Below are 11985 nucleotides of genomic sequence, written 5' to 3'. Positions count from 1 at the left end.
GACCGGCCCACGGGCCACGGCACCCGCACAGCCCACGGCGACCGGCCCGCGGGCCGTGGCACCCGCACCCGGGAAGACCGACCACCGGCCGTGGCACCCGCACCCGCGGAGACCGGCGCACCGACCTTGGCAGGACAGCCGCGAAAACCCCCACGCGCGCGTGCCGTCGGCCGTGAGTGACCTCCGCCGACGGCACGCGCGCGTGGGCTCCGTTCAGCCGCGCGCACCCAGCAGGTGGTCCATGGCGAGCTGGTCGAGCTGCTCGAAGGCCATGCCGCGGGCGGCGGCCGCCTCCACGTCGAACTCCTCGAAGGCGCTGCGGTCCGCGAGCAGCCCCTTGAGGCCGTCCGCGGCCGTCTGCTGCGCCAGCTCGTCCAAACGCGACGCGCGCAGCGCCTCCTGGACCTGCGGGTCGGCGCGGAAGGCGGCAGCGCGCTCCTTGAGGATGAGGTAGTTGCGCATGCAGCCCGCGGCCGACGCCCACACACCGTCGAGGTCCTCGGTCCGCGGCGGCTTGAAGTCGAAGTGCTTCGGGCCGGCGTAACCGGCGCTCTCCAGCAGGTCGACGAGCCAGAAGGCGGCCCGCAGGTCGCCGGCGCCGAAGCGGAGGTCCTGGTCGTACTTGATGCCGGACTGGCCGTTGAGGTCGATGTGGAAGAGCTTGCCCGCCCACAGGGCCTGCGCGATGCCGTGCGGGAAGTTCAGCCCGGCCATCTGCTCGTGGCCGACCTCGGGGTTCACGCCGTACAGCTCGGGGCGCTCCAGGCGCTCGATGAACGCGAGCGCGTGGCCGACGGTGGGCAGGAGGATGTCGCCGCGCGGCTCGTTCGGCTTGGGCTCGATGGCGAACTTCAGGTCGTAGCCCTGCTCGGTGACGTACTCGCCGAGGAGGTCGAAGGCCTCCTTCATGCGGTCCAGGGCGACGCGTACGTCCTTGGCCCCGCCGGACTCGGCGCCCTCGCGGCCGCCCCAGGCGACGTAGGTCTCCGCGCCGAGCTCGACCGCCAGGTCGATGTTGCGGATCGTCTTGCGCAGCGCGTAACGGCGCACGTCGCGGTCGTTGGCGGTGAACCCGCCGTCCTTGAAGACGGGGTGCGTGAAGAGGTTGGTGGTCGCCATCGGCACCTTCATGCCGGTCGCGTCCAGGGCCTCACGGAAGCGCTTGATGTGGCCTTCGCGCTCGCTGTCGGACGACCCGAAGGGGATCAGGTCGTCGTCGTGGAAGGTCACGCCGTGGGCGCCGAGCTCGGCCAGGCGCTGCACCGTCTCGACCGGGTCGAGGGCACGTCGGGTGGCGTCGCCGAACGGGTCCCTTCCCTGCCAGCCGACGGTCCACAGGCCGAAGGTGAACCTGTCCTCGGGGGTGGGCTGGTAGTTCATGACGCGGCTCCTTGCTGCTCCGGACTATTTCGTCATGGCGGTTTACAAATTAGTATGCACACACGTCTCCGGGAAGAGACAAGGTGTCTTCAGGGTGAGACATCAGCCGCATCAAGATCATGAGCCGCGCAAAAAGGGAGAGCCCGATGTCAGCAGCCGAGGGTCCGCTCGTCGTCGGCGTGGACACGTCCACCCAGTCCACCAAGGCGCTGGTGGTCGACGCGGCCACCGGCCGGGTCGTCGCGCGCGGCCAGGCGCCGCACACCGTGTCCTCCGGGGCCGGCCGGGAGAGCGACCCCCGACAGTGGTGGGACGCGCTGTCCGAGGCCCTGCGCCAGTGCGGGGACGCCGCTCGCGAGGCCGCCGCGGTGTCGATCGGCGGCCAGCAGCACGGTTTGGTCACTCTGGACGCCCAGGGCGAGCCGGTGCGCCCGGCCATGCTCTGGAACGACGTCCGGTCCGCGCCGCAGGCCCTGCGTCTCATCGAGGAGCTGGGCGGACCGAAGGCCTGGGCGGAGCGGACCGGAAGCGTGCCGGGCGCCTCCTTCACGGTGACGAAGTGGGCGTGGCTCGCCGAGCACGAGCCGGAGGCCCTGCGCGCCACGAAGGCCGTCCGCCTGCCCCACGACTACCTCACCGAGCGGCTCACCGGCGAGGGCACCACCGATCGCGGCGACGCCTCCGGCACCGGCTGGTGGGCGTCCGCGACGGAGTCGTACGACAGCGAGATCCTCGCGCACGTGGGCCTCGACCCCGCCCTGCTCCCCCGCGTGGTCCGGCCCGGCGAGGTGGCCGGAACCGTGCGCGACGGCCACGACCTGCCGTTCTCCAAGGGCACCCTGGTCGCCCCCGGCACCGGCGACAACGCGGCAGCCGCCCTGGGCCTCGGTCTGCGCCCCGGGACGCCGGTGATGAGCCTGGGCACCTCCGGCACGGTCTACGCCGTGTCCAAGCGCCGCCCCGCCGACCCGACCGGCACCGTGGCGGGCTTCGCCGACGCCCACGGCGACTGGCTGCCGCTCGCCTGCACCCTGAACTGCACGCTCGCCGTCGACCGGGTCGCGGCCCTGCTGAACCTGGACCGTGAGGCCGTCGAGCCGGTCTCCGGCGTCACCCTGCTGCCCTACCTGGACGGCGAGCGCACCCCGAACCTGCCGCACGCCTCCGGACTGCTGCACGGCCTGCGCCACGACACCACCGGCGGCCAGCTCCTCCAGGCCGCCTACGACGGTGCCGTGCAGGCGCTGCTCGGGGCGCTGGACCTGGTGCTGGACGAGGACGCGGACCGTTCGACGCCGCTGCTGCTGATCGGCGGCGGCGCCCAGGGCACCGCCTGGCAGCAGACCGTACGACGGCTCTCGGGGCGCCCCGTGCAGGTGCCCGAGGCCAAGGAACTGGTCGCTCTCGGCGCCGCCGCCCAGGCCGCGGGGCTGCTGACCGGCGAGGACCCGGGCGCGGTCGCCCGGCGCTGGAACACCGCGGCCGGGCCGGTGCTGGAGGCCGTCGAGCGGGACGACGAGACGCTGGCCAGGATCGCCGGGGTACTCTCCGACGCGGCGCCGCTGCTGGAGCGGGGTACCTCTGGGGAGTGAGGGAGGCATGACCGCACCGCTGCACGACGCCCACCCGGCGGGACCGGGGCGCGGCCTGCCCGACACCCAGCAGGGCATGCGCCGCCGCAACCTGGCCCGCGTGATGCACGCCGTGAGTGCCGAGGGACCGCTCTCGCGTGCCGCGGTCGCCTCACGCATCGGCCTGACCCGGGCCGCCGTGTCGACCCTCGTCGACGAACTCATACGCTCGGGGCTGCTGGAGGAGCTCGGCCCCGAGCGTCCCGGCCGGGTCGGCAGGCCGGGCTCCGCACTCGCCGTCAGCGGACGCGGACCCGCCGGCATAGGCGCCGAGATCGGCGTCGACCACCTCGCGGTCTGCGCGGTCGATCTGCGCGGCCGGGTGCGGTCGCGGGCCGTGCGGTACGCCGCGAACCGGGACCGCTCCCCCGGACCGGTGATCGCCGAACTGACCTCGCTGGTGCGCCGGGTGGTGGCGGAGGCGGAGGGCGAGGGTCTGTGGCCCGCGGGTCTCGCGGTGGCCGTGCCCGGCCTGGTCGCGCGTGACGCCCGGACCGTCGTCCGCGCCCCGAACCTCGACTGGCACGACACGGACCTGAGCACCCTGCTGCCCGACGACCTTCCGCTGACCGTGGGCAACGAGGCCAACTTCGGCGCGCTGGCCGAACTCTGGCTCGGCGACGGCACCCCCCATGACTTCCTGCACGTCTCGGCGGAGATCGGCATCGGCGCGGCGCTGGTCGTGGACGGGCAACTGCTGCGCGGCACACGCGGTTTCGCGGGCGAGCTCGGCCATGTCCCGGTGCGCCCGGACGGGCCCGGATGCCCGTGCGGCGGACGCGGCTGCCTGGAGCAGTACGCCGGTGAGGAGGCCGTGCTGCGGGCGGCCGGCCTGGAGCCGGGCGAGGACCGGGTCGGACTGCTCGCCCGGCACGCGGCCGACGGCGACGAGGCCGTACGGGGCGCCCTGCGCGAGGCCGGACAGGCGCTCGGGATCGCGCTGACCGGAGCGGTCAATCTGCTGGACCCGCAAGCCGTGGTGCTCGGCGGTGCGCTGGCCGGGCTCGCGCCGTGGCTGCTGCCCTCCCTGCGGGACGAGCTGGCCCGGCGCACGGCCGGTCCCGCCTGCCCGGTGTCGGTGTCCGACCTGGGTTCCGAAGGGCCGCTGCTGGGGGCCGCGCACTCGGTGGTGCGGGCCGTCCTGGACGACCCGGCGGCTGTGGGCGAACGGGCCTGAGCCCCCGTCACTCACCCGTTCGGGTGAGCGAGTTGTCCACATGCACGGCGTCGTCCACCGGAACGCCGGCACCGTCCCGCCCGGCCGGCTTCGGCCGTAGCGTGATGCACACGAGGCACGCCCGCTGCCGCGGACGGACGAGCGGTCTTCGCGAGACCCGGTCCGTCCGCGACACCAACCGCACCCACGTCACGGAGATCCGCCAGTTACGGTCGTCGGCGCGCGAGACTCACCGCGGAGCGAACGACGGGCTCCGTGCGACCCCGGAGCACCCGACCGGCTCCGAGAGACCGCGGTGACCCCGCTCGGCCGAACGCCGCTGAGACGAAAGGCACTTGACCATGGAACGCGCCAGACCGCCACTCGACCGCCGGCGGCTGCTGAAGGGGGCCGTCCTGGCCGCCGTCCCGTACGCGCTGCTGCCCGAGACGCGGGCCGGGGCCGCCCCCCAGCCCGTCGACCACCCGTTCGCCGAGTGGCAGCCGGCCACCTCGGACAACTTCACGGCCTCCGACCGCCCCTGGTCCTACCAGGTGGACCGGGTGATCATCCATGTCACCCAGACCACCTACGGCGACGCCCTGGACATCTTCCGCAACCCGGCGAAGAAGGTGTCCGCCCACTACGTCGTGCGCTCCGCGGACGGTCATGTCGCCCAGTGCGTACGGGAGGCGGACGTCGCCTGGCACGCCGGGAACTGGGACTACAACACCCACAGCGTCGGCATCGAGCACGAGGGATGGGTGGACCGGCCCGCCTACTTCACCGACGCCCTCTACCAGGAGTCCGCGAAGCTCACGGCGGGGATCTGCGGGAGACACGGCATCCCCAGGGACCGCGCGCACATCATCGGCCACTACGAGGTGCCGGGCACGGACCACACCGACCCGGGTCCGCTCTGGGACTGGGACCGCTACCTGCGCATGGTCCAAGCCGTGTGAGCCGCCCATCGTTCGGGTGATGCCGGTCGAAGAGGTTGTTTGCGCGCGTACCGGGAGTGACGATGTCCTCAGCCGCGTCGCGTTCCGGGAGGCCGAGTTGACCGATCCGTGGGTGGCCCTGGAGCCGGGCGCCGACCCCGCCGAGCGGGTCCGGCTGCTGCGGCGCGCACACGAGACGTTCACCGAGGCGGGCACGGTGCAGCGGCCGGTGCGGCCGGTGGTGGCCGACTCCTGGCGGCGTTCCGCGCGGGCCGGCGTGGGGCCCGACGGGACGGCGAGCGTCGAACTCAGCGACGGTGACCTGGGTTCGTACCGGGCCGAGCATCCGCTGGCACGGGTCATGCCGCTGTTCCGTGAGCTGATGGGGACCTTCGCCTCCGACGGGGAGCACCTGCTCGCGGTGTGCGACGAGCACGGCAGGCTGCTGTGGGTGGAGGGTCACGCGCGCACCCGCCGGCAGGCGGAGTGGATGAACTTCGTGCCGGGCGCGCGGTGGGCGGAGACCGCGGTGGGGACCAACGCGCCGGGTACGGCGGTCGCGGTGGACCGGCCGGTGCAGGTGTTCGCGGCGGAGCACTTCATTCGCCGGGTGCAGCCGTGGACCTGCGCGGCGGCGCCGGTGCACGATCCGCGGACCGGGCGGGTGCTCGGGGCCGTGGACATCACCGGCGGGGACGGGCTCGCCCATCCGCACAGCCTGGGCTTCGTCCAGGCGGTCGCGCGGGCCGCCGAGTCCCAGCTCGCGCTGCTCCTGCCGCAGCAGCCGGCCACGGACAGGCCCGAGCTGAGCGCGCTGGGCCGGGACGAGGCGCTGCTGGCCGCGGGCGGCCGCAGGATCAGGCTCAGCCGCAGGCACAGCGAGATCCTGGTGCTGCTGTCCCGGCACCCGGAGGGCCTGACCGGGGACGAGCTGCTGTGCGCGCTGTACGAGGACGAGTCGGTGACGCCGGTGACGCTGCGGGCCGAACTGGCCAGGCTGCGCAGGGTCCTGGGGCCCGGGCTGCTGGCCTCGCGGCCGTACCGGCTGACCGTGCCGGTGGAGTCGGACGTGGCGGTCGTGGAGCGGCGGCTGGAGAGCGGGGCGGTGACGGCGGCGGCGCGCGGGTACGGCGGCCCGCTGCTGCCGGCCTCGCAGGCCCCGGCGGTGGTACGGCTCAGGCGCCGGGTCGCCGACGGGCTGCGCACGGCGCTGGTGGCCCGCCGGGACCCCGACCTGCTGGCGGACTGGGCACACGCGCCGTGGGGCGAGGACGACATCGAGGTGTGGCGGGCACTCGCGGCGGTACGGCCCACGCCGAGCGTGCGGGCCCGGCTGGCCGCGCTGGAGTCGGAGCTGGCCGCGCCGGCGGCAACGTGGTTGCAACGTCCGCGCTCCTAGCCTCACGCGCAGAGCCGCCCAACGGCGGGCGGCGCTGCTGAAGGAGGCTGGCCAGCATGACCCGTTACGCGGCACCCGGCACCGAGGGCGCGATCGTCTCCTACCAGGCGCGCTACGACCACTTCATCGGTGGCGAGTACGTGCCTCCCGCGCGCGGGCAGTACTTCGAGAACCCGTCCCCGGTGAACGGCCAGTCCTTCACCGAGGTCGCGCGGGGCACCGCCGAGGACGTGGAACGGGCTCTGGACGCCGCGCACGCCGCCGCGCCCGCCTGGGGCCGGACCTCGGTGACCGAACGCTCCGACCTCCTCCTCAGGATCGCCGACCGCATGGAGGCGAACCTGGAGAAGCTCGCCGTGGCGGAGAGCTGGGAGAACGGCAAGCCGGTGCGCGAGACGCTGGCGGCCGACATCCCCCTCGCCATCGACCACTTCCGGTACTTCGCGGGAGCCATCCGCGCGCAGGAGGGCTCGCTCGGCGAGCTCGACGACGACACGGTGGCGTACCACTTCCATGAGCCGCTCGGCGTCGTCGCACAGATCATCCCGTGGAACTTCCCGATCCTGATGGCGGTGTGGAAGCTGGCCCCGGCCCTCGCGGCGGGCAACGCGGTCGTCATCAAGCCGGCCGAGCAGACCCCGGCGTCCATCCACTACTGGATGAGCCTGATCGCGGACCTGCTGCCGCCGGGCGTGGTGAACATCGTCAACGGCTTCGGGGTGGAGGCGGGCAAGCCGCTCGCGTCGAGTCCGCGGGTGGCGAAGGTGGCGTTCACCGGCGAGACCACCACGGGGCGGCTGATCATGCAGTACGCCTCGGAGAACATCAAGCCGGTCACCCTGGAACTCGGCGGCAAGTCGCCGAACATCTTCTTCGACGACGTCTGGGCCCGGGACGACGACTTCCGGGACAAGGCCCTCGAAGGGTTCACGATGTTCGCCCTGAACCAGGGCGAGGTCTGCACCTGCCCGTCCCGGGCGCTGATCCAGCGCGGCAACTACGCCGAGTTCCTCCAGGCGGCCGTCGCCCGCACCGAGCTCATCAGGCCGGGCCACCCCCTCGACACCGACACGATGATCGGCGCCCAGGCCTCCAACGACCAGCTGGAGAAGATCCTCTCCTATCTGGACGTCGGCCGGCAGGAGGGCGCGAAGGTTCTCACCGGCGGTGAACGCATCGAGTACGACGGCGAGTTGAAGGGCGGCTACTACGTCCAGCCGACGATCTTCGAGGGCGACAACCGCATGCGGATCTTCCAGGAGGAGATCTTCGGCCCGGTCGTCTCGGTGACGTCCTTCGACGACTTCGACGACGCCCTGAAGATCGCCAACGACACGCTGTACGGCCTCGGTGCGGGTGTGTGGACCCGGGACATGAACACCGCGTACCGGGCCGGGCGGGCGATCCAGGCGGGCCGCGTCTGGACGAACTGCTACCACGCGTACCCGGCGCACGCCGCGTTCGGCGGGTACAAGCAGTCGGGGATCGGGCGGGAGACGCACAAGATGATGCTGGAGCACTACCAGCAGACGAAGAACCTGCTCGTGTCGTACTCGCCGAAGAAGCTCGGGTTCTTCTAGGCCGGCCCCGGTCGTCCCCTACGCCGGGTTCACGTCGGCGTACAGGACATGGTGGTCCGACACCGGGTTCGGGTCGACCCGGTGTCGGACGGGGGCGTAGCCGCGCAGGAAGACGTAGTCGAACTTGCTCTGCCAGTCGGTGGTCGGTTCGCAGGAGCCGTCGCCGCCGGGGCGGCACTCGGGGTCGGCGTCCGTGGCGAGTTTCCACAGGGGGGTCAGTTCGTAGGCGTCCGGCACGGCGTTGAAGTCGCCGATGACGATGGTGCGCTCGTGCCGGGCGATCTCCTTGGCGAGCACCCCGGCCTGTTCCGCCCGGACCGGCTCCTGTCGCCGTTCGGCGAGGTGGGTGTTGAAGACGCGGACGGGCCGGCCGGCCACCGTGGTGGTGACCGCCATGTACCCGCGGTCCTCGGAGCCGCCGTCGGGATACTCCTCGGTGACGACGTCGCTCATCGGGGCCACGGAGAGGATGGCCTCGCCGTAGCCGCCCGGGTTCCATGGTGCTCCCCCGCACCGGCCCCAGCTCTTCAGAACCGCCCCGTACTCGACGTGGTAGACGAGACCGTGGAGGTTCTCCAGGTAGTCGCGGATCTTCTCGACGTCGCCCACGCACGCCTCCTGCACGCCGACGACCTGGGGCGCGAAGCGGGCGATCTCGGCGGCCCGGTCGTCGTTGCCCGTCTCGCAGGGGTTGCAGAGGTTCCACGTCATGACCCGGTTCGGCACCACGTCCTGGACCGGTTCGGGGGGCAGCGATCCGGCGTCGAGGGCGCCGCTCGGGGCACTGGGACCGGAGAGCACCATCCAGGCCACGATCATGGCCCCCACGATCAACCACGTGCCCTTTCCGAGCACCATCGCCTCCTCAGCGTGGACGGATGCACCGGGCCACCGATGTCTGCCTCCCGAGGTTATGACACCCGGCCCGGCCCGCGGAACGGGAACCCGTGCCCGCGGACCGGTCGCGGTGTCACTCCTCGTCGCGCAGCCGGGCCGCCAGGGAGGTCAGCGACTCGGTCTCCTCGGTGTGGCCGGCGGCGGTCAGGAGGGCGATCGCCGCGTCGAGGCGGGTGAGGGCGGGGGCGGGGCGTTCCAGGTAGATGCCCTCCACGGCGCCCGCGAGGCGGACGCACTCGGCCCACTCGCCGGCCCGGTCGTCCCCCGGTCCCGGCTCGCCGAGCAGGGCCAGGGCCTTCTCCAGGGCGGCCAGCGCGTCCTCGTACGCGCCGGCGTAGGCGTTGACCCGTCCGTGCTCGTAGGCCAGGGCGGTGTCCAGGGACCGGCCGGCCGCCTCGTAGCCGGCGGCGCGGGCCTCGTCGGCGACCCGGCCGGCGTCGGCGAGGTAGGCGAGGGCGTCGGCCAGGCCGTCGGCGCCCCGCTGCTGTGCCTGGAGCCGGCCGAGTTCGCGCAGGCAGTTGCTGAGCAGTTCGTAGCGGGGCGCCTTGGCGTGGGCGGCGATCGCCCGGTTCGCGGCCTCGCGGGCGGAGTCGAACTCACCGGACTCGCCGAGGAGTACGGCCGTCTCGGCGGCGATCATGGCGTGGCTGCCGGGGTCGTCGTCCCAGCCTGCCGACTCGGCGGCGAGCGCGACGAACTCGGCCGTGGCGGCCTTGGTGTCCTCCCCCGCGCGCAGTGCGCGGGCGCGGGTCAGGCGGAGCTGGGCGGCGAGCCGGTCGTCCAGTTCTCCGGCGGCGACGTCCGGTTCGGTAAGCAGGGAGTCCAGCAGGGCGATGCAGTCCTCGACGCGGCCCAGGTCGAGGCTGAGCTGTGCGGCGTTGCTGTAGGTGCAGAACGCGTCGATGCGGTCGCCGTCGCGGAGGCTGGTCTCCGCCGAACGCGTCAGGTGCCGCAGGGCCTCGTCGGGGCGGCCCAGATGCATGCAGGCCTCGGCGAGATCGCCGTGGAGGCGGGTGAGGTCGACCGTGTCGGCGGGCCATTCGGCGGCCCGGCGCAGGGCTTCGGTGAGGTCGGCGTACGCGGCCTGCGGGTCCTGGAGCGCGAGCTGAAGGCGGGCGCGCAGTCCGAGGGTGCGGGGCAGGTGCCAGGCCGGGCCGTGCGCCTTGAGCCGGTCGAGGAGGGCGTCGATCTCGGTGACCGCGGCGGGCAGGTCGCCGGAGATGGCGTGCGTGCTGGCCCGCAGCAGCAGGGCGCCGGAGATCTGCCCGTCGAGGTCGTGCCGGGTGGCGAAGGCGTGCAGCAGGTCCGCCTCGGCGAAGACCGGCGCCACGTGCTCCTTGCTTCCCGTGGTCTGGAGGCGCAGTCCGAGCGCGGTCGCCCGCAGCCGCAGGAGGCGGGCCTCCTGGTAGGGGGCGAGACCGGGCGTCTCCTCGTGCAGGCGGACGAGGGACGCGTGGGCGGCGGTCAGCGTGGCCGCCCGGGCCTCGTCGTCCTCCTCCCCGGGGATCTGGGCGGTGGCGAACAGGGCGCAGGCACGGGAGACCGCCGCGTGGCCGGGCTCGGCGGCGTCGTCGTAGAGGGCTGCGGCCTCCTCGTGGAGGGCCGCGGCCTCGGCGAACCGGTCCTTGTTGCCGGCTTCGCTCGCCTCGTCGGCCAGCAGGTCCGCGCGCAGCAGGACCAGCGGGCCGACGGCGGGGTCGTCGGGGTGGGTGTAGTCGCGGGCGGCGACGAGCGTGCGCAGCCGGGCGAAGCAGGCCCGGGCGTCCGGGTGGCCCTGCTGCTCCGACTGCCGTGCCTGGACGATGAGTTCGGTCAGGTCCTCGGGGAGGGCGGCCGTGGTGCGGAGGACCGGCGCGGCGACCGGGGCGGCCGGGGCGACGTCGTCGAGGCTGCGGGTGCGCAGGGTCAGTTCCAGCGCGTCGAGGAGGGGAGCCCGGTCGAGGCGGGCCCTGCGGCGGTCGGTGTGGGTGGAGGTGCCGTTGCGGGCGTCGAAACGGGCGGCGAGGTCGTCGGCGCGGCCCCGGACCTCGGCGTGCAGCCCGGCCACCGTCCAGGTGCGGCCCGGGTATCCGGCGGCGGGCAGGTCGCCGTGGCCGAGGTGCTCGACGCGCCGCAGGAGGACCTCGACGCCGGTGAGGAAGTCGAGCTGGTCCAGGGGCGAGTCGACCTCGTCGAACAGGTTCCGGTTCTCGGCGAGCAGTTCCAGACCGCGGGCCTCGTTGCCGGTCAGGGCGCAGAACTCCAGGTGCCGGCCGACCTCTCCGGACATGGCGGGGTTGCGGCGGCAGCCCCGGTAGCCGGCGAGGTGCAGTTCGCGGGCCCGCTCGGCGCCACCGGTGCGCAGCAGGGGCAGCAGCGCGTACGAGAAGGAGCGGGCCGGCTCCTCCTGGCAGGACTCCTTCCCGTTCAGGACGGGCTCCCAGGTGCGCAGGGCCCGTTCGTCGTCGCCCGCCGCCAGGTGGAACAGGGCGCGCTCGCAGATCTCGCAGGCCTCGCAGTCGCTGAGCCGGGTCCGGGTGCGGCTCGCCCACAGCTCGTAGGCGAGGGCGGTGTCCTCCCCCACGTGGGCGGCGAGCTGGTACGCCTGTCCGTAGTAGGGCTGGAGGCCGAGGCCGGCCTTCTCGTAGCGGTCGCGCATCTCGGCCAGCCACTGGCGGAGGCTGGTCAGCGGTATCTCGGGCACCTGGCGCAGGGCGTGGCCCACCCACTTGAAGCGCCAGAAGATCATGTGGCGCAGGCGCTCGTCGAAGACGTCGGGCTGCTCGTCGAAGAGGGTGAGCAGACGGGCGAAGACGACGGGTGACTTCCGCGGCTCGGAGCCGTAGGTGTACGCCTCCTGGAGTTCGAGGAGGGCGTGGACGAGCGGGACGGGCTCGCCGAACTGCTCGGCGGCGTCGACGAGTTCCTCGGCGGTGACGGTGCGGGTGCGGCCGTAGGGGCGCTCGTCGTTCTCCTGGAGCGCCTGGTACAGCTCGTCGGTGGTCTGGATCAGGGTGGGCAT

General features: G+C 73.3%; 8 protein-coding genes. 5 read left to right on the top strand and 3 right to left on the bottom strand.

What is annotated here, in order from left to right:
- Window positions 1-213: 213 nt before the first annotated feature.
- Entirely contained in the window at window positions 214-1380 is a 1167-nt protein-coding gene (gene xylA, locus ACIQJT_RS10140; RefSeq protein ID WP_365448699.1) for a xylose isomerase, read from the bottom strand.
- Between the two features lie 146 nt (window positions 1381-1526).
- On the opposite strand from xylA, the gene xylB reads away from it, so the two are divergent.
- From xylB to ACIQJT_RS10115, 5 genes are all read left to right on the top strand, one after another.
- Window positions 1527-2972: a xylulokinase gene (xylB, locus tag ACIQJT_RS10135; protein ID WP_365448697.1), complete on the top strand. Its 1446-nt coding sequence runs from the start codon at window positions 1527-1529 to the stop codon at window positions 2970-2972.
- Between the two features lie 7 nt (window positions 2973-2979).
- Window positions 2980-4188 (top strand): ROK family transcriptional regulator, encoded by a 1209-nt coding sequence (locus tag ACIQJT_RS10130; protein ID WP_365448695.1) that lies wholly within the window; start codon window positions 2980-2982, stop codon window positions 4186-4188.
- 341 nt (window positions 4189-4529) lie between these two features.
- Window positions 4530-5129, top strand: a complete 600-nt coding sequence (locus ACIQJT_RS10125) for an N-acetylmuramoyl-L-alanine amidase (protein WP_402641735.1) — start codon at window positions 4530-4532, stop codon at window positions 5127-5129.
- 97 nt (window positions 5130-5226) lie between these two features.
- Window positions 5227-6507: a GAF domain-containing protein gene (locus tag ACIQJT_RS10120; protein ID WP_402641733.1), complete on the top strand. Its 1281-nt coding sequence runs from the start codon at window positions 5227-5229 to the stop codon at window positions 6505-6507.
- 56 nt (window positions 6508-6563) lie between these two features.
- Window positions 6564-8087, top strand: coding sequence for an aldehyde dehydrogenase family protein (locus ACIQJT_RS10115; RefSeq protein ID WP_402641730.1), 1524 nt, complete (start codon window positions 6564-6566; stop codon window positions 8085-8087).
- Window positions 8088-8105: 18 nt separating this feature from the next.
- Here the strand turns inward: ACIQJT_RS10115 and ACIQJT_RS10110 are convergent, their stop codons facing one another.
- Both ACIQJT_RS10110 and ACIQJT_RS10105 read right to left on the bottom strand, forming a co-directional pair.
- Window positions 8106-8945, bottom strand: a complete 840-nt coding sequence (locus ACIQJT_RS10110; RefSeq protein ID WP_402641728.1) for an endonuclease/exonuclease/phosphatase family protein — start codon at window positions 8943-8945, stop codon at window positions 8106-8108.
- 112 nt (window positions 8946-9057) lie between these two features.
- Complete coding sequence (locus tag ACIQJT_RS10105; protein ID WP_402641725.1) at window positions 9058-11985, bottom strand: hypothetical protein; 2928 nt, start codon at window positions 11983-11985, stop codon at window positions 9058-9060.

Origin of the sequence: Streptomyces sp. NPDC091972 (genome assembly GCF_044756385.1) — a bacterium.
Taxonomy (GTDB): Bacteria; Actinomycetota; Actinomycetes; order Streptomycetales; family Streptomycetaceae; genus Streptomyces.
This window is presented reverse-complemented; position numbering and strand designations above follow the sequence as displayed.

Coding starts and splice junctions, on each gene's coding strand:
- xylA (WP_365448699.1), bottom strand. CDS start 1,380: ATGAACTACCAGCCCACCCCCGAGGACAGGTTCACCTTCGGCCTGTGG.
- xylB (WP_365448697.1), top strand. CDS start 1,527: ATGTCAGCAGCCGAGGGTCCGCTCGTCGTCGGCGTGGACACGTCCACC.
- ACIQJT_RS10130 (WP_365448695.1), top strand. CDS start 2,980: ATGACCGCACCGCTGCACGACGCCCACCCGGCGGGACCGGGGCGCGGC.
- ACIQJT_RS10125 (WP_402641735.1), top strand. CDS start 4,530: ATGGAACGCGCCAGACCGCCACTCGACCGCCGGCGGCTGCTGAAGGGG.
- ACIQJT_RS10115 (WP_402641730.1), top strand. CDS start 6,564: ATGACCCGTTACGCGGCACCCGGCACCGAGGGCGCGATCGTCTCCTAC.
- ACIQJT_RS10110 (WP_402641728.1), bottom strand. CDS start 8,945: ATGGTGCTCGGAAAGGGCACGTGGTTGATCGTGGGGGCCATGATCGTG.
- ACIQJT_RS10105 (WP_402641725.1), bottom strand. CDS start 11,985: ATGCCCACCCTGATCCAGACCACCGACGAGCTGTACCAGGCGCTCCAG.